Origin of the sequence: Marinobacter qingdaonensis, from assembly GCF_034555935.1 — a bacterium.
Taxonomy (GTDB): domain Bacteria; phylum Pseudomonadota; class Gammaproteobacteria; order Pseudomonadales; family Oleiphilaceae; genus Marinobacter; species Marinobacter qingdaonensis.
This window is the reverse complement of the sequence record NZ_JAYDCJ010000003.1, coordinates 2,592,989-2,613,356: the sequence shown is the minus strand read 5'-3', so window position 1 is coordinate 2,613,356 and position 20,368 is coordinate 2,592,989. Positions and strand designations below refer to the sequence as shown.

Sequence of the window (20,368 nt, the reverse complement as noted above, 5' to 3'; positions counted from 1 at the left end):
TCAGGTGCCGTCGGCGCTGGCGGGCACCCAGTTTCCCGGCGTAACGGCCAGGCCGGTGACCTTGGGCCGGCCCTCCAGCCAGGTCAACAGGTCGGGAAAGCTCAGTGGCCGCGAGAACAGGTAGCCCTGGACGGCGTCACACTGGTTCAACGCCAGCCATTCCAACTGATCGACCCGCTCCACGCCCTCGGCCACCAGTTTCAGGCCCAGGGTTTTGGCCATGTGAATCACGGACGAAACGAAGGCCGCGTGCTTGGTGTTCACCGGGATTTCGTCCAGGAAGGATTTGTCCAGCTTGACCGTGTCGGCGTTCAACTGGGTCAGGTAGCTAAGCGAGGAATAGCCGGTTCCGAAGTCATCCAGCGCCACCCCGAACCCGAGCCGCTCGATGTCCCGCAGCATCCGCTTGACCTCTATGCTTTCGAGCATGAGTGCACTCTCGGTGATTTCCAGCTCAATCTTCCGCTGGCTCCCCTCCAATTGCCGGGAGATATCCGCCAACAGGTCGATCAGGCGGGGATCACCGAATTGTTTGACCGAGACATTCACGGCGATGGCAAACTGGTCCGGCAGCCCCGGGTCCTGCACCAGGCGCGCCGCCTCGCTCAGTACCCAGCGCCCCAGGGCCATGATGTCGCCGGTGGATTCGGCGATGGGAATGAAATCCGCCGGGCTGACGATACCCATGGTCGGATTTTGCCAGCGGATCAGGGCCTCGGCACTGGTGACGTTGCCGGACTGGATCTCCACCTTCGGCTGCAGGTACACCGTGAACTCGTCGGCGTGGATGGCCTGCTGCAGTTGCGAGCGAATCCCCATCCAGCGGTTCAGTCGATCCGACATCGAGGCGTCGTAGCGCGCGAACGAATTGCCGGGATCCTTGGCGGCCTCGCGCATGGCGGTCACGGCCTTGCTGATCACCGCCGATTCGTCCGTCTCATCGCGGTTCAACGAGGCCGCGCCGATGGACACCGACAGATACAGCTGCTTGGTTCCGGAAAAATACGGGTGATTGAACGCCTGGAACAAATTGCCGATGGTGCGCTCTTCCGCCTCGGCGTCCTGGTCGAACGTAAGGATCAGGTACTCGCCCAGTCCCACGTGGGCCACGGTGATGGTGCTGTCCTCGGGGTTTTCGATCCGCCGCGCCACCACCTTGACCAGACGATCCACGATGGCCTTGGTGTGGGTCGAATACATCTGCTCCAGGTCATCCACCTTCAGCGACAGCAGGGTGTAAGCCGCGCCGCCGGTCAACCGGGCCTTGCGAATGTGGCCCACCATGCCTTCCAGGTTGAGCAACCCGGTGACCGTGTCCAGGTACTTGTCCCGCTTAAGCTTCTGGATGGTCGACACACTGGTGGCCAGCCGCCGGCGCACATCCACCGACGACACCAGGTTCTTGGCCATGATCACCTGCTTGTAGGTGGTCATCACACTGGCCACCAGCAACATGCCCAGCAGCGAGGTTTCGTAGTTCAGCCCCAGCTCAAGCCCCTTTAACACCAAGAAGCCGATAGCGGGGCCGAACACCAGAATGGGATGGAGAATGGCCGCCGGCAGGCACAAGGCCAGGACCGGCATGGGAACCGACACGATGGCAAACAGGATCATGAACAGGGTCACCTCCTGCCAGAAGCCGAGGGACTCGAGGCAGATGTAGGTGAAAGCGCCCCACATGAGGCCATAACACACAAACGCGGCAATGAAATTCCGGCTCCAGGCCACGAAGGTACCGGCCTTGGGTTTACGCTGCGGCAGAAAAAGCGTGAGGTAGGTGACGGAATAGATGGCCAGGAAGCAAAACGCCCAGACCTGAAGCGCATCCCGGGTTTCCGGCGTCTGGAACAGGATGGCGCAGGTGATGGCCGCAAGCATGCCGACCAGCGGAATCTCCCGTCCCCGCCGAAACAGCTGCTCGGCCAGTTCAAGTCGAAAATATTCCGCGCGCATGGAAACCAATAAAGCGTTGAGCTGGGTCATTCCCCTTCCTTTCTTCTAATTTTTAACGTGCGCGCGTGCGTACGTAGTATTGCTAACGATGTTAGCGGAGGAAAGGTTCCACGGGTTTGACGTTTTTCTGGGAATTCGACGACTTTCCCGATATTTTTGGCGCCAAATTGTTCAATTTAAGACCAATAAATTGAACAAACGGGGGAAGGCATGGTGCTCCGGGCCGGAATCGAACCGGCACGACCTAAAGGTCGAGAGATTTTAAGTCTCTTGTGTCTACCAATTTCACCACCGGAGCATCGGAGGGAACTTCAGACGGCCGGAATTGTATAAGGGCCGGTTCGGTAACGCAATTCGGATTCCGGCTCGCGTAATTGGTGATTAATTCATGGGTTTTCAGGCTTTCGCGCCCGCCCCAGGTAGATGTAGCCGGCAATTTTGGGCGCCTTGGAGAGATACAGATTTTCCAGCTCCATAATTTCGAAGCCCGCTTCCCGGATCAGGTCGGCGATGTGGCGGTTCAGGTGGCAGCCGCCGGCGAGTTTCTTCCAGCCTGGGGTGATTCGGTGCTGCCAGGTGCGGGTGCGATCATCCGGCGATTCGCCGTGTTCCAGAAACAGCAGGTCGCCCCCGGGCTTGAGCACTCGTAACATCTGGCCAAGCGCCTTCCGCCAGTCGGGGATGGTGCAGAGGGTGAAGGTCAGCAGCACCGTGTCCACGCTGTGGTCCGGCAGCGGAATCTGCTCGCCCGGCAGGTCCAGCCATTCCACGTTTATCGCGGAGCGGGCCAGGTTGGGCCGGGCCTTGCGCCGCATTCCCTCGGAAGGCTCCAGGCCGTAAACCAATTCGACCCGGGCCGGGTCGTAGTATTCGAGATTGATGGCCGACCCCATGCCCACCTCCAGCACCCGGCCCTGGGCCTTCGGCACCACTTGCCTGCGCAGGTCCATCACCGGAGCGATGGAGCAGGCCCGGTCAATGATGTGCGGCAGTATCCGGTTTTCGTAGAAACTCATTGAATTCCCTGCATAATTTCTGAAACCCTGTGGTGCGACAATCTGCCCTATTCGCTTTCGCCGTATCTTCTGTAGCATGGCAACCATCTGCCGGTAATAACAACAGACAATAGGGCCAAGGCAGCGGCCGAGCGGGCGCCGTGCTCCCGTTCTTGGAATCGTGTGTGTTACCGGAGGCTTCCCATGGAGCTAGATCCCCTCATTCTCTCGCGCATCCAGTTCGCGTTCGTGGTGTCATTTCACGCTATTTTCCCCGTTTTTACCATCGGTCTGGCGGCCTTTATCGCCGTTCTCGAAGGATTGGCCTACAAGACCGAAAACCCGGTCTGGGTCAAGCTGTCGGCGTTCTGGACCAAGGTGTTTGCGGTGGTGTTCGGCATGGGCGTGGTGTCCGGCATCGTGATGTCATTCCAGTTTGGCACCAACTGGAGCAACTTCGCCCAGGCCTCGGCCAACTTCCTCGGCCCCATCCTGAGCTACGAGGTGATCACGGCGTTCTTCCTGGAGGCGGCGTTCCTCGGGGTGCTGCTGTTCGGCCGGCAGAAGGTACCGCCCGGCCTGCACCTGTTCGCGGCGATCATGGTGGCCACCGGCACCTTTATCTCGTCGTTCTGGATTCTGTCGGCCAACAGCTGGATGCAGACCCCGGCCGGCTACGAGCTGCGGGAAGGCGTCATTCACGTGGTTTCCTGGAGCGATGCGATCTTCAATCCCTCGTTTCCGTACCGGTTCCTGCACATGGCGCTGGCGTCCTTCCTGACCGGCGGGTTCGTGGTTGCGGGTGTCAGCGCCTGGTACCTGCTGCGTGGCCGGGAGGTTGAAGCCAACCGCAAGGCCCTGTCCATGTGCCTGTGGTTGCTGCTGTTCATCGCCCCGGCCCAGGCGGTGGTCGGCGACTTCCACGGCCTGAACACCCTGGAACATCAGCCCATGAAGGTGGCGGCGATGGAAGGCAACTGGGAAACCTCCCGGGACGTGCCGCTGCTGCTGTTCGCCCTGCCCGATCAGATCAACCAGATCAACCGGTTCGAGATCGGCATTCCCAGCCTGGCCAGCATGATTCTCACCCACGAATGGGACGGCGAGGTGCCCGGCCTGAACGAGGTGCCCCAGGACGAACAGCCGCCAGTGGCGCTGGTGTTCTGGTCGTTCCGGATCATGGTCGGGTTGGGTCTGTTGATGATCGCTTTCGCCGTAACCGGGCTGTTGTTGCGGGCCGGCGGCCGGCTCTGGCGCAACACCTGGTATCTGCAGGGTCTCCGGTTCATGAGCATTGCGCCGTTCATTGCGGTGCTGACCGGCTGGTTCGTCACCGAGACCGGGCGTGCGCCCTGGCTGATCTACGGGGTGATGACCCACGCCGAGGGCCTGACCCCATCCCTTACCGGCGGCATGGCCCTGTTCACCCTGATTGGCTACATCGTGGTGTACGGGCTGGTGTTCTCCGCCGGGATCTATTACCTGATGCGGGTACTGTATGTGGGTCTCGAAGACCGTGATGAGGGCGAGCATGAGGCGGAACGGCCTGCACGGCCGCTGTCCGCGGCCCACGTGCCCTTTGAAATCGGAGACGATGAAAACGAAACCGCAAACACCGCGACCCAGGGAGGTCACTGATCATGGAACTCTTCGATCTCCCGCTGATTTGGGCGTTCATCATCGGCTTCGGCATCATCATGTATGTGCTGATGGACGGCTTCGATCTGGGCGTCGGCATTCTCTTTCCCTTCGCGCCCAACGAAGAAGCCCGGGACACCATGATGAACACGGTGGCGCCCATCTGGGACGGCAATGAGACCTGGTTGGTACTCGGTGGCGCGGGCCTGCTGGCCGCGTTCCCACTGGTGTACTCAATCTTCCTGCCGGCCCTGTACCTGGGCGTGTTCCTGCTGCTGGCCGGGCTGATTTTCCGGGGCGTTGCCTTCGAATTCCGGTTCAAGGCCCGCACCTCCCGCTATCTGTGGAACTGGGCCTTTGCCGGCGGCTCCACCCTGGCCTCCTTCGCCCAGGGCGCCGTGGTCGGTGCCTACATCCAGGGCTTCGAGACCGAAAACGGAGTCTACGTAGGCAGTGCCCTGGACTGGCTAACGCCCTTCACGGTGTTGACCGGCCTAGGCATGCTCGCCGGCTACGCCCTGCTGGGCTCGACCTGGCTGATCCTGAAGACCGAAGGGCGGCTGCAAGCCTGGGCCTACCGAATCACCCTGCCGTTGCTGGCCGGCGTGCTGGTGGTATTCGCCATCATCAGTGTCTGGACACCGTTCGTGGATGACCTGGTTCGCAACCGCTGGTTCTCCAACCTGAGCGTGATCTGGCTGCTGCCGATGCTGACCCTGCTGTGCGCCTGGCAGATTTTCCGGTCGGTCCGAAACCGTTCCGAAGGCATGCCCTTCGTCGCCACCATGGGGCTCTTTATCACCACCTACCTGGGCCTGGTGGTGAGCCGCTGGCCCTATGTGGTCCCGCCCGACTACACCCTCTGGGAGGCGGCCTCGGCGTACGAATCACAGCTGTTCCTGCTGCTTGGCCTGCTGTTTGTAATTCCCATTGTGCTGGTCTATACCGCATGGACCTATTGGGTTTTCCGCGGCAAGGTCCGCGCCGGCGAGGGCTACCATTAAGTGGCGGAAGCAGCTGATCGACAGCCCCGGGGCCCGGACGCACCCTCTGTAGCCCCGGATCAGCGCCGGGTAAAACGCTGGCTGGGCGAACTTGCCCGCAACAACCGGCGCGCAATTATCGCCACCACCCTGGCCGGGTTGTTTGCCGGCACCGCCACCATGGCCCAGATGATCCTGCTGGCGCTCATCATTCACCGCGGCGTCATCGAGGACCTCCCGGTCCAGAGCCTGACACCGCTGTTTCTTGGCCTGATTCTGACCCTGGTGCTCAGGGCCCTGGGCCAGGGGCTGCAAACGCGTCTGGCAGCGGCCTGTAGCCAGAAGGCACGGCGCGATGCCCGCTGGCAGATCCAGCACCACTGGCAAGCCGCCGGGCCGGTGGCCCTCGGGCACGTGTCCGCCGGCACGTTGGCCCGGGAGTGGCTGGATCATGTCGAGGCCCTGCACGGTTATTTCGCCCGGTTTCTGCCCCAACTTGCGGTGGCGACCATCCTGCCACTGCTAATCCTGATGCTGGTGTTCGCCCTGGACTGGCTTGCCGGCGTCCTGTTGTTGCTGTCGGCACCCCTGATTCCGGTGTTCATGGCGCTGGTGGGCATGGGGGCCGAGCGCTTGAACCAACAGCATTTCCAGACCATCAGCCGGCTGTCCGGTCAGTTCCTGGACCGGGTTCGGGGGCTGACCACCCTGCAGCTGTTCGGCCAGACCGAGGCGGCCGCCCGCCAGATGCAGGACCGCTCCGAGCAGTACCGGACCATCACCCTGAAAACCCTGCGCGTGGCCTTCCTGTCGTCGGCCGTGCTGGAATTCTTTGCCTCCATGGCCATTGCCGTGGTGGCCATCTACATTGGCTTCGGCCTACTCGGATACATCCGCTTTGGCCCGGCCGATCAGCTCACCCTGTTTTCCGGGCTGCTGGTCCTGCTGCTGGCGCCAGAGTTCTTCCAACCGCTCCGGACCCTGTCCCAGCACTATCACGATCGCGCCTCCGCACTGGGGGCCGCCGCCGAGATACTCGGGCGCCTGGGGGCAGCTCACGGGCCAGCCCCGGTTGCAGGCGATGGCCATGGACGCAGATCCCGGGACCTTTCGCCCGAACCCGGGGCCAAGGACGCCATCACGCTGGCCTCGGTCAGCCTGAGCTACCGGCCGGAAAAACCGATCTTGTCCGAGCTGTCGCTGTCGTTCCAACGGGGGGAATGCATCGCCCTGACCGGGCCCACCGGCAGTGGTAAAACCTCCCTGTTACACCTGCTGGCCGGGTTTGTGACGCCCAGCGAGGGTGCCATCAGCGTGTTCGGTCAGGCCCCCGGCAGTGCCCCCTTTGGCTGGCTCGGTCAATCCGGATTTCTGGTGCAGGGATCCTGGGCCGACAACCTGCGAATGACCAGCCCCGATGCCTCGGACATCGCCATTGAAACTGCCCTCGCCAATGTCGGGCTACGGCCCTTGCTGGACAGCCGGAAGGCCGGAATCCACAGTCCGGTGGCCGAAGATGGCCAGGGGTTGTCCGGAGGTCAGGCCCGTCGCTTGAGCCTGGCGCGGATTTTCGTCGCCGATTACGATCTGATCCTGCTGGATGAGCCCACCGCGGGCCTGGATACCGACAGCGAGATTCAGGTGCTCGAAGCCCTGCACAAGTTGGCGGAGGCGGGTAAGACCCTGATCTTTGCCACCCATCATCAGGCCCTGCTGACCCTGGCCGACCGAATCCTGCTGGTGACACCGGGCGAGGTGCGGGATGCGTGACCTGCTGCCCTGGCTCCGCCTGATCTTCCAGCGACCCGGGCGACTGGTGATGGGCGCCCTGCTGATGCTGCTTACCCTGGCTTCGGGCATTGCGCTGCTTGCCACGTCGGGCTGGTTCATTACCGAAACCGCAATGGTTGGCCTGGCGCTGGCTGCCGGATTGGCGGCCACCATCGACCTGTATACACCCGGGGGCGCTATCCGTTTCTTCGCCCTGAGCCGCACCGTCGGACGCTATCTGGAACGCCTGTACAACCACGACACCGTGCTGCGCCTGCTTACCAGCATCCGTGTCACCCTGTTCCGACACCTCGCCGGGGCGAGCCGACCGCGCCGGGCCGAGCGCACCGGCGCGCACTGGCTCACCCGTCTGATCAGCGACGTGGACGCGCTGGACACCCTGTTCCTGCGTCTGATTGCCCCCACGGTGCTGGCCGGTTTGGTCGCCCTGGCGCTGGCGATCCTGACCGCTACCCTGTTCGATACCACCACGGCCCTGACGGTGGCACTGCTGCTGGCGCTCGCCTTGCTGATCGCAACCCTGGCTACCTGGGTGCGGACGGGTGCCATCAGCGAACGCCAGAGCGATCGTGAGGAGCAGCTGCGGGCGGCGGTCATCGAACATCTGGAGGGGCAAGCGGAACTGAACGCCGCCGGGCGCGAAGGCAAACATGGGGCCTGGCTGATGCGGCAGGCGCACGCCCTGGCCCGGCAACAAGCCCGGGTGGACCGGCGCACCGGCTGGAACCAGGCGTTGTCGCACCTGTTGATCAATCTGGCCGCGGTTGTGGCGCTCTGGCTCGGCTTTCAGCTGTATGCCCAGGGCCTGGTCTCCGGTCCGGTGCTGGTGCTGTTGCCCATCGCCCTGCTCGGACTGGCCGAGAGCTTTGCCGCCCTGCCGGACCCCTTTGGCCGACTGGGCGCCACCATCGCTTCGGCCCGGCGTCTGAATCGGGATACCGCGCCCGCCCCGGATGGCACCCAAGCGACACCGGAAGCGCCACCGGGCGCCCAGGCACTGGTGGCCACCGGACTGGCTGTGCGGCACCCCGGTTGTGCGCCGCTGTTCACCCATTTCAAACTGCAACTGGCCCGCGGCGAGCGCCTGGGTATCATCGGTCACTCGGGTAGCGGCAAGTCGACCCTGGCTGACGTTCTGGTCGGCCTGCTCGAGCCGTGCAAAGGCCGAGTGAAACGGCTGCCGGTGGGCTACCTCACCCAGCGCACCGTGCTGTTTGAAGACACCCTGCGAGCGAACCTGCTGCTGGGTAATCCAGCGGCCAGTGAGTCAGACTGTTGGCGGGTACTGGAACTGGTGGAACTGGGAGAACGGTTCGCGACGGAACCGGATCGATTGGACTGCTGGCTCGGCAGCGCCGGCAGCACACTGTCGGGCGGCGAGGCCCGGCGAGTCGCCCTGGCCCGGGTACTGTTGAGCCCGGCGCCTTTGATTGTTCTGGATGAGCCCTTCACCGGCGTGGACGCCGCCACCCGGGCCCGGATTCGGCCCAGGCTGGCAGACTGGCTGGCCGGCCGCAGCCTGATTGCGCTGGCACACGGGCCCGATGCCCTGCCGGACACCGACCGTGTGCTGCATCTGACGTCCTGAGCCCTCAGCGGGTTTCCAGCACCTCGAAGGTCAGGCCGGCTTTGCTGGTGAGCCGCTCCAGCAACTGGCCGTCCAGCAAGGAAGACGGCGTCCAGAACCCCCCTTCCCGTTCTGCCGGCACATCAAACGCCAGGCACATACCGGCCTCGCCCAACATCTTGCCGGTGGAGCCATAGCCCGGATCCCGGTCCCCGGTCACCTTGGTGATGATGGTTTTGCCATCCTCGGTTCGACCCACAAAGCGCAGGTCAAAGAAGCCGGCTTTCTGGGCTTCCGGGCTCGGGCCCTCACCCGGCTGGGGCACGAACTTTTCCACCAGCCAACGAGTCGGCTTGATGGCCGAGGCGGTAAAGAAGGCGCCCAGGCCGCCGGTAATGCCATAGGCGGCAAGCCGACCCTTGACGCCGCGACCGGTCATCATGGCCTCGTCGTAGGTGAATTCCTTGCCGTAGCGAGCTTCCTGCAGCGCGTTCGAGCGATGCACGATGCGGGTGTTGATGGCGCCCATCACGAACGGTGCCAGCCAGACGTCAAAGGTCTTGTCGTACTCGGCGCCTTTCAGGCTCGGCTGACGGGTCTTGGACCGGTGTTCCGGCGGGCAGATCGAGAACGGGTTGGCCAGCTCCTTGCGCAGTTTCGGGTCGGCGGCGGCTTCATTGGCGATGTTCATCATGGACGCCACTGTGCCACCGGAGAACTCGCCCTTGGCCGCCTTCACCCGCATCCGGACGTCCCGGCATGGCGCGCCAAAGGTCTGCTCGGCCTTTTCCTGCAGGAACCAGACCCCCATGTCGGAGGGAATGGAGTCGAAGCCACAGCAGTGGACAATCCGGGCTCCGGAGGCCTTGGCTTCCTCTTCGTAGCGATCCACCATCTTGCGAATCCACTGCACCTCACCGGTCAGGTCGCAGTAGTCGGTCCCCGTGCGCACGCAGGCGCGGACCAGGGGTTCGCCATACAGGGCGTAAGGGCCCACCGTGGAGATGATCACCCGGGTCTGGGCGCACATGGCTTGAAGCGCCTGCTCGTCGCCGGCGTCAGCCAGGATCACCGGTAGCTTGCTGGCCGCGCTGCCCAGTTCGGACTTCAGGGTATTGAGTTTGGCCTCGGACCGGCCCGCGATGGCCCAGTTCAGGGACTTGCCTAGGCCGTAGGTCTCAAGCAGGTAACGGGAGAGGATCTGGCCAACAAAGCTGGTGGCCCCGAAAACGACGATGTCGTAGGTCGCGTCCGCAGATTTAGTCATTGCTCATCCTTTGCGAAAAGTTGGTAATCAGAGTTCTTGACGGGGCGCCCGGGCCCCCAGTAATCCCATGAACACGGCAACGCCCAGCCCCCAGAAACCGTTCAGGATCAGGCCGCCAATCCAGGTCTGGGCTGAGACGTCCAGGCCTTTGAGCGGAAACACCAGCAGCATGGCCACGGCCGTGGGACCGATGGCGCCCAGCACAATGTGGCCGAACCAATGGAACGCACCGGTCGTGCGACCGACGATCAGCCAGAGCAGCATGCCCCAAAGGCCGCCGAAAAAGGCCAGAGAAAGCACCGATGGTACCCCAAGGGGCGGTACCGGAGTGAGGTTAAACGGGGCCATAGGTACGGCGCCGCCCAGGTAAAACAGCATGAACAGGCCCTGATGGAATACCAGGGTGGCGAGAAAACCGGCGATGAAAGCCTTGAACCAGACCATAGTCGATTCCTTGCGTGAGAGTCCTTGGCGCTTAACTCCTTGATTCTGCATAGCCAGTCACCAGTCTGCAAATGTAATTCTTGAGTTTGCGGGCCTATTCCGGGTTCACATCAGACCCGGCAATACTCGTCGTCAGGGCCAATCGTTTGTCCTGGTTTGTCAGGCAAACTGGGGCGGATTTCATAACAATACCCTGGAGGTTGGAGTTGACCACTGTCCTGGTGATCGCAAGCCTGATCCTTGCCCTAGTCAGCGGCTTCCTGTTCTGGCAGGTGCGCGAGCAGCGTAAAATGATCAATCATATGATGGATGCCGAGGCCCTCGGCGACTCGGACCAGGATCCAGAACTGGTATTGACGCTCCGGGTGCTGGACCCGATTGCCATTGCCAAACGGGAATCCCGTTCGGCGCGGGTCCTGGCCGACCGCTTGCCGGTCATGGTTCGCAAGATGGTCTACCAGGAGGTCATGCGAGAGCTGGAGGCCGAACTGGCTGAGCGCGAAATTGATGTAGAAATGCACATCGAGTATCGCTAAGAGGGTCCGTCCCGATGAATCTAACCCTGCTGATTCCCACTACGCTTCTGGTCGTCACCCTGTTTTTGTCGGTGGCCTGCTATCGGCTGCTCTTGGCAGCCCGGCGTGATGTCCGGGCCCTGAACGCCCACCGGATTGCGGCCCACAGCGCCATCCAGAAAAGCCGGATGGACCTGCTGGAAGTGCGCAACCGGGCCCGACTGCTCGAAGACACGGTCTCCGGCGGCGCCAGCGCGGTGGAGAAGGTCCACAAGGCCATTTCCAACACCACCTTCGGCCTGATCGACCACTTCTCCCGGGATGAGGAATTCCGGGAAAGCGCCCGCAAGGCCCGTAAGACCCACGATCAGACCAGCGAAACCATCTACAAGACCGTGCGCACCACCAATAAGGCGCTGCACATCCTGGCCGACACCCTGATCATCGGCAAGGCCGAAAAACGCATCGCGACCCAGCAGCCTTCCGGCCGTTCGAACCAGGACCGGTCCGACTGACTGTCGGGCCTCAGTGTTTTTCGAAGGTTCTGATCGTCACGTCTACGGTCACGGTCAAGCCCGTCAATTCGGCCGCCCGCCGCCGGCCGTCTTCCGTCGCCCGGTAACCGTGGGGCGTCATCGCCAGGAGATCCGAGATACGGTCCTGGCCCTCGACGGTTAGCGGGTAACGCACCGACTCAGCACCCAGGCTCCGGAAGCCTTCCGGGCAGGTTGACTGCTCGGCCTTCGCGGGTTTCAGCTCGGGGTAGATGATTTCCCGCAATTCCCGGAGGTGGTCCGGCCCGGTGTCCACCTGGAGCAGCAGCCCACCGGGCTTGAGCACCCGTGCGAACTCTCCGTACACCGGGAAACCAAAGAGCGACAGCAGGGCATCCACCGCCTCCGGCAACACCGGCAGATTGGCGTTGCTGGCAACCACCCAGCTGAGGTCTTTGTAACGTTTGGCCGCGGACTGGACCGCCCACTTGGAAATATCCAGCCCCAACACCTGCAGTTCCGTCTGCCCCGACAACGCCTCGGCGAGCCGACCGGTGTAGTAGCCCTCCCCGCTTCCGGCGTCGAGGATGCGCCAGACCGGCTGCACCGCCAAGCCAGCCGTCACCACCCGGTTCACCGCATCCGAGACCGGCTCATAGCCACCGGTTTCGAGGAAACGGCGCCGCGCCGCCACCATCTCCTTGCTGTCACCCGGTTCGCGGCTGCGCTTTTTCTGAACCGGCAGCAGGTGCACGTAGCCCTGGCGGGCAATGTCAAAGCTGTGGCCGGAAGCGCAGCGCCAACTTTGTCCGTCCTGGGCCAGGGGGACGCCATCGAGTGGACAGGCCAGTTGATCAAACGCAGCAAGGGGCATGGTGATAATCCGGAAGTGAGATGAATCAAGGGCGCCGGCACAGTTTATAGCCGGCCAATAAAAAAGGCACCCGGAGGTGCCTTTTCTCAAGCGTCGGAAAGTTTACAGGACTTTCTTCAGCTCTTCTTCCAGCTGCGGAACCGCTTCGAACAGGTCCGCGACCAGACCGTAGTCGGCCACCTGGAAGATCGGTGCTTCTTCGTCCTTGTTGATCGCGACGATCACCTTGGAGTCAGACATACCGGCCAGGTGCTGGATGGCGCCGGAGATGCCCACGGCCACGTACAGCTGCGGGGCAACGATCTTACCGGTCTGACCAACCTGCATGTCGTTCGGTACGAAGCCGGCGTCAACCGCGGCGCGCGAGGCACCTACCGCTGCGCCCAGCAGGTCGGCAACCTTCTCCAGCATCTTGAAGTTGTCGCCGTTCTGCATGCCACGACCACCGGAGATAACCACACCGGCGCTGGCCAGATCCGGACGATCGGACTCGGCTTTCTGCTCGCTGACGAAGGCAGAGATACCGGCGTCCTTGACCACGTCCAGTTGTTCAACGGCAGCGGAACCGCCTTCGGCGGCTACCGGATCGAAGCCGGTCGGACGTACGGTCACGACCTTGATGCTGTCGCCGGCCTTGACGGTGGCGATGGCGTTACCCGCGTAGATCGGGCGTACGAAGGTGTCTTCGGACTCAACACGGATGATGTCGGATACCTGGGCCACGTCCAGCAGCGCAGCAACGCGCGGCATGAAGTCCTTACCGGTGGTACCGGCGGCGGCCAGGATGTGGCTGTAGCCCTTGCCCACTTCGGCAACCAGCTCGCCCAGGTTTTCAGCCAGGAAGTGACCGTAAGCGGCGTTGTCGGCAACCAGTACCTTGTTTACGCCTTCAGCCTTGGCAGCTGCTTCAGCAACGGCACCGCAGTTCTCGCCGGCCACCAGGACGTCGATGTCACCGCCGATGGCCTTGGCCGCCGCTACAACATTCAGGGTAGCCTGCTTCAGGCTGCTGTTGTCATGTTCAGCAATTACAAGGATGCTCATTTAGATCACCTTCGCTTCGTTCTTCAGTTTATCGACCAGCTCAGCAACGTCTGCCACCTTCACACCCGCCTGACGGGCAGCCGGTGCTTCAACCTTCAGGGTGGACAGGCGCGGTGCCAGGTCGACACCCAGATCGGCCGGGCTCACAGACTCGAGCGGCTTCTTCTTGGCCTTCATGATGTTCGGCAGGGAAGCGTAACGCGGCTCGTTCAGACGCAGGTCTGTGGTGACTACCGCCGGCAGGTTGAGGGATACAGTCATCAGACCACCGTCAACCTCACGGGTAACGTTAACCTTTTCGCCGTCAACAACCACTTCGGAGGCGAAGGTGCCCTGACCCATGCCGGTCAGCGCGGCCAGCATCTGGCCGGTCTGGTTGTTGTCGGAATCGATGGATTGCTTGCCGAGGATAACCAGCTTCGGCTCTTCCTTCTCGACAACGCTTTTCAGCAGCTTGGCCGCTTCGAGAGACTGAACCTCTTCGTCGGTTTCCACGTGGATACCACGGTCGGCACCCAGTGCCAGGGCGGTCCGGATTTGCTCCTGCGCAGCTTTCGGGCCGATGGAGACCACCACGATTTCACTGGCAACACCCTTCTCTTTCAGACGAACCGCTTCTTCAACCGCGATTTCGCAGAACGGGTTCATTGCCATCTTGACGTTGGCGAGATCAACGCCGGTGTTGTCCGGCTTGACGCGCACCTTTACGTTGTAGTCGATTACTCGTTTTACAGCGACCAGAACCTTCATAGATTCCTCGTTCTTCTACGATGGGTTTAAAGACTCGCAATCAGAAACACTCTCTTCGCGACCCCGCAGCTGCGGATATCGGAGCATTCTTGATTCCTCTCGTTTCGGCGTGTTCCGAATTATGGGAAGACACTCCGAACGTTACAAACAGCTTCCTCACGCGGGGCCTGCTGTCACGGCGGACTAATACTGCAGGCAAAGGATGAACGGGTCAATAGCCCCGCCCGACGCGCCAGGAGCGTTTTTCAAGCCAATGGACCGCAGTTGACTCGGCCCGGCAAATGAGACGATACTAAAAAACGACTCAAAACACACGATGTTTCGGTGTTCACGTACAATGCCAAAGGATGGGGAGAATTTCAAACAAACGTTTGTTTGATTCTTCAAATACGATATCCTTTCTTGAAACAGTCGGCCGGGCCGGCTTCGGGCAGTCGTCTATAGGCACTATTACCGGTATGATGACGCCTCTGAATTCGCCTGCGGGCACATAATATCCATTAAAGAAGTGTGAGGAGACCAACGTGGAACGCGAATCGATGGAATTTGATGTTCTGATCGTCGGCGGCGGCCCTGCGGGCCTCTCGGCAGCCTGTCGCGTCATGCAACTGGCGCAGGAAGCCGGCGAAGAACTGACCGTCTGTGTGGTAGAGAAAGGTTCCGAAATCGGCGCGCACATTCTGGCCGGTACCGTATTCGAGCCCACTGCCCTCAATGAACTCTTCCCGGACTGGAAAGAGAAAGGTGCCCCGCTGAACACGCCGGTCACCCGCGACGACATTTTCCTGCTGAAGAACCAGGAAAAGGCGACCAAGATCCCGAACGGGTTTGTGCCCAAGAACATGCACAACCACGGCAACTACATCATCAGCCTGGGCAACCTGTGCCGCTGGCTGGCCGAACAGGCCGAGCAGCTGGGCGTGGAAGTCTACCCGGGCTTTGCCGCGTCCGAGACCATCATTGAAGACGGTCAGGTCAAAGGCATCATCACCGGCGACATGGGCGTGGCCCGTGACGGTTCCGAGAAAGACGGCTACATGCCGGGCATGGAGCTGCGCGCCAAGTACACCCTGTTCACCGAGGGTTGCCGCGGCCACCTGGGCAAGCGCCTGATCAACGACTTCAAGCTGGACGAAGGCAAGGACCCGCAGCACTACGGCATCGGCATCAAGGAGCTGTGGGACATCGACCCGGCCAAGCACGAGCCAGGCCTCGTGGTCCACACCACCGGCTGGCCGCTGAATGAAAGTGGCAGCACCGGCGGCTCCTTCCTGTACCACCTGGAAAACGGCCAGGTGTACGTCGGCCTGATCACCGACCTGTCGTACAGCAACCCGCACCTGAGCCCGTTCGAGGAATTCCAGCGCCTGAAGCTGCACCCGGAAATCAGCAAATACCTGGAAGGCGGCAAGCGCGTCTCCTACGGCGCCCGTGCCATTTCCAAGGGTGGCTACAACGCCCTGCCAAAGATGAGCTTCCCGGGCGGCCTGCTGCTGGGATGTGACGCCGGCACCCTGAACAGCTCCAAGATCAAGGGTTCCCACACCGCCATGAAGTCCGGCCTGCTGGGCGCGGAAGCGGTGTTTGAAGCGCTGAAGGAAGGCAAGAACGGCGAAGAGATCACCAGCTTCCAGCAGCGGTTCGAGGACAGCTGGCTGTACAAGGAGCTGTACGCCGAGCGTAACTTCGGTCCGGCCATGCACAAGTTCGGCAACGTCGTTGGCGGCGCCATCGCGTTCTTCGAGCAGAACATCCTGCGTGGCAGCCTGCCGATCACCTTCCACGACACGGTTCCGGATTACGCCACCCTGAAGCCGGCGTCCGAGTCCAAGAAGATCAGCTATCCGAAGCCGGACAACAAGCTGACCTTCGACCGCCTGTCCTCGGTGTTCATTTCCAACACCAACCATGAGGAAGATCAGCCGGTTCACCTGAAGCTGACGGACCCGGACATTCCGCTGAACGAAAACCTTCCGAAATACGACGAACCGGCGCAGCGCTACTGCCCGGCCGGCGTTTACGAAGTGGTCGAAAAAGACGACGGCAGCGGCAAGAAGTTCCAGATCAACGCCCAGAACTGTGTTCACTGCAAGACCTGCGACATCAAGGATCCTGCCCAGAACATCAACTGGGTGACCCCGGAAGGCGGCGGCGGCCCCAACTACCCGAACATGTAAGTTCGGATTCCGGACAAGACGGCCTCTCGGGGCCGTCTTTTTTTTGCCCGAATGTTGTGCTCGCCGTTTCTCCGGGCACAAAAAAACGGCTCCCGAAGGAGCCGTTCTTTACGAGCGCTGCAAAGAGCTTAGTGAGCGTGACCGTGCTCTTTCTCTTCGTCAGTCGCTTCGCGCGCTTCGACAACTTCCACGTCGAAGTGCAGGGTCTGGCCAGCCAGCGGGTGGTTGGCGTCGATGGTGACGGTTTCGTCGCCAACTTCAACCACGCGAACCACCTGGGGGCCGCCCGGAGTCTGGGCTTGGAACTGCATGCCCGGCTCGATGGTATCGACGCCTTCAAATGCAGAACGCGGTACCGGCTGAACCAGCTCTTCGTTCACTTCACCGTATCCTTCAGCCGGCTCAACAGATACTTTCACCTGATCGCCAGCGTTCTTTTCGTTCAGTGCACTTTCCAGTCCACCGATGATGTTCTGAGCACCTTCCAGGTAAGACAGAGGCTCACGACCTTCTACACGGGAGGAGTCAAGCTGCTCTCCCTGATCGTTGGTGAGCGTGTAATGGATGGTGACAACACGAGGTTGGGCCATGTGATCTCCTTGCGTGTCGCAATGACTGTTTAATTGAATTTGGGCAATCGAAAGTGATCTTGGACAGCCAGACTGCACAGAGGGACTAACGACCACCGGGCCTCGTTAGAGAGCCAGGCTCATAACAAGTAAGAAAACACAGTTTAACAACTGAGAGAGTGCGTTTTCTACCGTAAAGGATGGGGCCTGGGTACGGGTTTTCAACCACCCTGCCCGATTTCGTAGAAATTTCCTTGGCTGACGACGCCGAAAACGCGGCCGGCTTCGGTTTCACGCTCTTCCACGTGCTCCACCAGGTCGTAGAAGGCGGCCGTCACCAGCCGGGCGGTGACACCGTGGCGCACGTGGATGATCGGCCGGGGCTCGTCCGTGTTCGGATAGACCCCAACCTCCAGCGGGTGGCTCTGCCCCACGGCCAGGGTTTCGCCCACGTTGGTGGTCAGGCTCAGCGCCTGCTGGCCGTCAACACTGGTAACCTCCAGGGAATGCGCCAGCAACGGTGTGTCCTCAACCTGGATGCGCCACTTCTCGACCGGGGTCACCAGGTAATGCTCGCCATCCTGTTCCCGACGAAGGATGGAGGCAAACAACCGGACGATGGCCTCTCGCGCCAGCGGCTCACCCTGATAAATCCATTGCCCGTCCCGGGCGATGCGCAGGTCCATATCGCCGGACAGTTCCGGGTTCCAGGTCTCAAGCGGGGGCCGGCCGGGATTCTTCACCGCCTGTTTCACCTGTTCCGCCAGCTTTTCCGGGTTCTGTTTCATAAACCGACTCCACGACTCTGACTTACAAACCGCGCATCCACTCCGCCCGTAGCGGCGCAGCGCCCGGGTTGGCGATGGCGACATTGACCTGGTCCAGCAGCTTCTGCTTGTCCCGGCCCAGGTTGCCCTTCAGCACCAGGTAGTTCGACGCATGGTCACTGCGGAACACCGTCCGATCCAGTTCCAGATGCTCCAGGAAGAGACGAATTTCCTCGAACAATCCCTGCTGGGACAGGGGTGCAAAGTCCTCCCCGAAGGCGGCGCGGAAGCGTTCCTCGCCCTGCGGAAAGCTGACCACCAGGGTGGACAGGTAATCCGGCTGGGTTTCGTTGCACAGCTTCGCGGTGTTGATGGCGTGCTGACGAGACAGTGCCTCGCCGCCAAGGCCATTGAGCACCATGACCGAGCTGGTCAGCCCCGCTTCCTTGATCTTGCACAGGGCCGAGCGGGTCGACTCCCAGGTTTCCCCCTTGTTCACCCGGCTCAGGACCTCATCGTCACCGGACTCCATACCGACATACAGGATCTGCAGCCCCGCTGCCTTGAGTTCCGCCAGCTCCTCCACGGATTTGCGGGCCAGATTGCGCGGCAGGCAGTAGCTAGATACCCGCTGCAGATCCGGAAACGCGGCTTTCAGGTCGGCAAGGATCTCCAGCAGCCGCCGGGTCGGCAGCACCATGGCGTCGCCATCGGCCAGGAACACCCGGCGCACCCCACCCAGGCTCTGTGCCGCCTTGGCGATGTCCTGGCGTACATCCTCCGGCTTGCGGGCCCGGAACTTCTTCTGCGGCTGGGTGTACATTTCGCAAAAGCTGCACTTGTTCCAGGAGCAGCCATTTGTGACCGGGAGAATCAGCGATTTCGCCTCGCTTGGCGGGCGGAAAACCGGCTCGATGTAATCGATGGGAAAACTGTACATAAGGTTTTTTCGGTTGGTGAACGGTGCCTGATACCGGAGACATCAGGGCAGAAACTGGGCTTTCAAGTCGGCGCAGCCCGGGCCGACCACCGGCATGTCAAGCATCACGGCCTGGGACGTCATGAACGGAATGCCATTACGGTGCGCATCCACCAGCAATGTCGCCAGGCTGCCGACCAGCGGCATGTGGGAGACAATCATCAGAGGTGAGATGTCCGTGTCCAGCAGCGCATCCAGGCATTGACCTGGGTCGTCATCGGGGGTCAGGAACGGGCGTTCCTCGACCGGGCAATTCAGGATTTCAGACACGATGGCCGCTGTTTCCCTGGCCCGGACAAAGGGGCTGCTCCAGATCAGTTTCGGCCGCCAGGGTGATTCCGCGATCTGGGCGGCTGCTTCCGCCACATGCAGACGACCGGTCTCGGTCAGTTCGCGTTCCTGATCCAGGGTGTGCCACCCCGCCTCGCCGTGACGCATGATGAGCAACTCCACGACTTATCCTCCCCTTCTGGCCGTTACTGGCTGATGGTACGCGGCAGGATGAATTCCACATCCGAATTCTGCACCGACAGCATCAGACTGTTGATCACCGCCTTGATGGAGGCCGTCCCGTACAGGATCTCGTACAGGCCGCGAACCAGGGGCATGTAGATGCCAATGGCCTCGGACTTTTCCTTGACCAGTTTCAGGGTGTAGATGCCCTCAGCCACCTGGCCCAGCTCGTTCACGGCATCATCCAGATTCTGGCCCTTGCCGACGGCGTAGCCAACCCGGAAGTTCCGGCTCTTGGCCGAGGTGCAGGTCACGATCAGGTCGCCGACGCCCGCCAGCCCCATGAAGGTCATCGGGTTGGCGCCCAGGCTGACGGCGAATCGGCTCATTTCCGCCAGCCCACGGGTAATCAGCATGGCCTTGGCGTTTTCCCCCATCTCCAGGGCCGAGGCCAGGCCGGCGACAATGGCGTAGATGTTTTTCAGGGCACCGGCGAGTTCAACGCCGTAGATGTCGACGTTGGCGTAAACCCGGAAATACTCGCAGCCAAGCAGGTCCTGAACCGTCCGGCGGACATCCGGATCCTTGGCGGCAATGACCGTGGCGGTCAGATCGCGGCTGACAATTTCGCTGGCGAGATTCGGGCCGCTCAGCACCCCAATGCGGCAGCGCGGAATTTCCTCCTGCAGGATCTCGCTCATCAGCTTGAAGCCGTGCTCTTCAATGCCCTTGGTCAGGCTGATGACGATCTGTCCGTCCCGGAATTCGCCGCTGTGCTCACGAATCACGGCGCGGAACGCCTTGCTGGGAATGGCGACGAACACGATTTCCGCCTTGCCGACCGCTTCGGCGAGGTCGGTGGTCGGCAGCAGGTCCCCGGTCAGCTCCACATCCGGCATGTAGCGGCTGTTGATCCGGGTCCGGTTGATCTCATCGACCTGGCCGGCGTCGCGCATCCAGAAATGCACGCGATGCCCATTCTCGCCCAGCACCTTGGCCATGGCAGTGCCAAAGCTGCCGCCGCCGAGGACCGCCACATCATGGGTCGGGCCCTTGGCCCCATCGGTTTGGGGCGCGTTCTGTTCTGGCATAGTCATTCCATTATGTT

At 61.7% G+C, this 20,368-nt stretch carries 19 protein-coding genes and 1 tRNA gene; 7 read left to right on the top strand and 13 right to left on the bottom strand.

The features are described from left to right. The 3 genes from U5822_RS15195 to U5822_RS15185 all read right to left on the bottom strand — a co-directional run bounded on the left by U5822_RS15195 (window position 1) and on the right by U5822_RS15185 (window position 2,969). Entirely contained in the window at window positions 1-1,983 is a 1,983-nt protein-coding gene (locus tag U5822_RS15195) for a putative bifunctional diguanylate cyclase/phosphodiesterase (protein WP_322856454.1), read from the bottom strand. Between the two features lie 181 nt (window positions 1,984-2,164). Continuing rightward, window positions 2,165-2,251 (bottom strand) — tRNA-Leu (locus U5822_RS15190). 88 nt (window positions 2,252-2,339) lie between these two features. Continuing rightward, a complete protein-coding gene (locus U5822_RS15185; RefSeq protein WP_322856453.1) occupies window positions 2,340-2,969 on the bottom strand; it encodes a class I SAM-dependent methyltransferase in 630 nt (209 codons plus the stop codon). Between the two features lie 183 nt (window positions 2,970-3,152). Between U5822_RS15185 and U5822_RS15180 the strand changes: the two genes are divergently transcribed. Genes U5822_RS15180 through cydC form a run of 4 tightly spaced genes read left to right on the top strand, consistent with a single transcriptional unit; the run spans window position 3,153 to window position 8,948 of the window. Continuing rightward, window positions 3,153-4,586 (top strand): cytochrome ubiquinol oxidase subunit I, encoded by a 1,434-nt coding sequence (locus U5822_RS15180; RefSeq protein ID WP_322856452.1) that lies wholly within the window; start codon window positions 3,153-3,155, stop codon window positions 4,584-4,586. 2 nt (window positions 4,587-4,588) lie between these two features. Further along, window positions 4,589-5,590 (top strand): cytochrome d ubiquinol oxidase subunit II, encoded by a 1,002-nt coding sequence (gene cydB / locus U5822_RS15175; RefSeq protein WP_322856451.1) that lies wholly within the window; start codon window positions 4,589-4,591, stop codon window positions 5,588-5,590. Further along, a complete protein-coding gene (gene cydD / locus U5822_RS15170; RefSeq protein ID WP_322856450.1) occupies window positions 5,591-7,339 on the top strand; it encodes a thiol reductant ABC exporter subunit CydD in 1,749 nt (582 codons plus the stop codon). Then, on the top strand, window positions 7,332-8,948 hold the full coding sequence (gene cydC, locus U5822_RS15165) for a thiol reductant ABC exporter subunit CydC (RefSeq protein WP_322856449.1): 1,617 nt from the start codon (window positions 7,332-7,334) through the stop codon (window positions 8,946-8,948). The genes cydD and cydC overlap by 8 nt, the downstream gene beginning before the upstream one ends. Before the next feature lie 4 nt (window positions 8,949-8,952). Here the strand turns inward: cydC and U5822_RS15160 are convergent, their stop codons facing one another. Then, entirely contained in the window at window positions 8,953-10,194 is a 1,242-nt protein-coding gene (locus U5822_RS15160) for a saccharopine dehydrogenase family protein (protein WP_322856448.1), read from the bottom strand. Between the two features lie 27 nt (window positions 10,195-10,221). Next, window positions 10,222-10,638, bottom strand: coding sequence for a hypothetical protein (locus U5822_RS15155; protein WP_322856447.1), 417 nt, complete (start codon window positions 10,636-10,638; stop codon window positions 10,222-10,224). A gap of 206 nt (window positions 10,639-10,844) precedes the next feature. Between U5822_RS15155 and U5822_RS15150 the strand changes: the two genes are divergently transcribed. Together U5822_RS15150 and U5822_RS15145 are read left to right on the top strand one after the other, a co-directional pair. After that, window positions 10,845-11,174 carry a hypothetical protein gene (locus U5822_RS15150; protein ID WP_322856446.1) on the top strand — a complete coding sequence of 110 codons (330 nt, stop codon included), beginning with the start codon at window positions 10,845-10,847 and terminating at the stop codon, window positions 11,172-11,174. Window positions 11,175-11,188: 14 nt separating this feature from the next. Further along, complete coding sequence (locus tag U5822_RS15145; RefSeq protein ID WP_322856445.1) at window positions 11,189-11,668, top strand: hypothetical protein; 480 nt, start codon at window positions 11,189-11,191, stop codon at window positions 11,666-11,668. A gap of 10 nt (window positions 11,669-11,678) precedes the next feature. On the opposite strand, the gene U5822_RS15140 is transcribed toward U5822_RS15145, so the two are convergent. The 3 genes from U5822_RS15140 to U5822_RS15130 all read right to left on the bottom strand — a co-directional run bounded on the left by U5822_RS15140 (window position 11,679) and on the right by U5822_RS15130 (window position 14,315). Then, window positions 11,679-12,521 (bottom strand): putative RNA methyltransferase, encoded by an 843-nt coding sequence (locus U5822_RS15140; RefSeq protein WP_322856444.1) that lies wholly within the window; start codon window positions 12,519-12,521, stop codon window positions 11,679-11,681. A gap of 102 nt (window positions 12,522-12,623) precedes the next feature. Further along, entirely contained in the window at window positions 12,624-13,565 is a 942-nt protein-coding gene (locus tag U5822_RS15135; protein ID WP_322856443.1) for an electron transfer flavoprotein subunit alpha/FixB family protein, read from the bottom strand. Further along, a complete protein-coding gene (locus U5822_RS15130; RefSeq protein WP_322856442.1) occupies window positions 13,566-14,315 on the bottom strand; it encodes an electron transfer flavoprotein subunit beta/FixA family protein in 750 nt (249 codons plus the stop codon). A 524-nt stretch (window positions 14,316-14,839) separates the two neighbouring features. On the opposite strand from U5822_RS15130, the gene U5822_RS15125 reads away from it, so the two are divergent. After that, window positions 14,840-16,492: an electron transfer flavoprotein-ubiquinone oxidoreductase gene (locus U5822_RS15125; RefSeq protein ID WP_322856441.1), complete on the top strand. Its 1,653-nt coding sequence runs from the start codon at window positions 14,840-14,842 to the stop codon at window positions 16,490-16,492. Between the two features lie 128 nt (window positions 16,493-16,620). Here U5822_RS15125 and U5822_RS15120 read toward each other — a convergent pair whose 3' ends face one another. The 5 genes from U5822_RS15120 to U5822_RS15100 form a co-directional block, all read right to left on the bottom strand. After that, window positions 16,621-17,082, bottom strand: coding sequence for an FKBP-type peptidyl-prolyl cis-trans isomerase (locus tag U5822_RS15120; protein ID WP_322856440.1), 462 nt, complete (start codon window positions 17,080-17,082; stop codon window positions 16,621-16,623). A 200-nt stretch (window positions 17,083-17,282) separates the two neighbouring features. Then, the gene (locus U5822_RS15115) at window positions 17,283-17,849 is read right to left on the bottom strand and encodes a DUF1285 domain-containing protein (RefSeq protein ID WP_322856439.1); all 567 of its coding nucleotides are present in this window, start codon (window positions 17,847-17,849) and stop codon (window positions 17,283-17,285) included. A 22-nt stretch (window positions 17,850-17,871) separates the two neighbouring features. Then, the gene (locus tag U5822_RS15110; protein ID WP_322856438.1) at window positions 17,872-18,768 is read right to left on the bottom strand and encodes a radical SAM protein; all 897 of its coding nucleotides are present in this window, start codon (window positions 18,766-18,768) and stop codon (window positions 17,872-17,874) included. 42 nt (window positions 18,769-18,810) lie between these two features. Further along, window positions 18,811-19,260 (bottom strand): SixA phosphatase family protein, encoded by a 450-nt coding sequence (locus U5822_RS15105; protein ID WP_322856437.1) that lies wholly within the window; start codon window positions 19,258-19,260, stop codon window positions 18,811-18,813. A 23-nt stretch (window positions 19,261-19,283) separates the two neighbouring features. Beyond that, window positions 19,284-20,351, bottom strand: a complete 1,068-nt coding sequence (locus U5822_RS15100) for an NAD(P)H-dependent glycerol-3-phosphate dehydrogenase (RefSeq protein WP_322856436.1) — start codon at window positions 20,349-20,351, stop codon at window positions 19,284-19,286. Window positions 20,352-20,368: the final 17 nt, after the last annotated feature.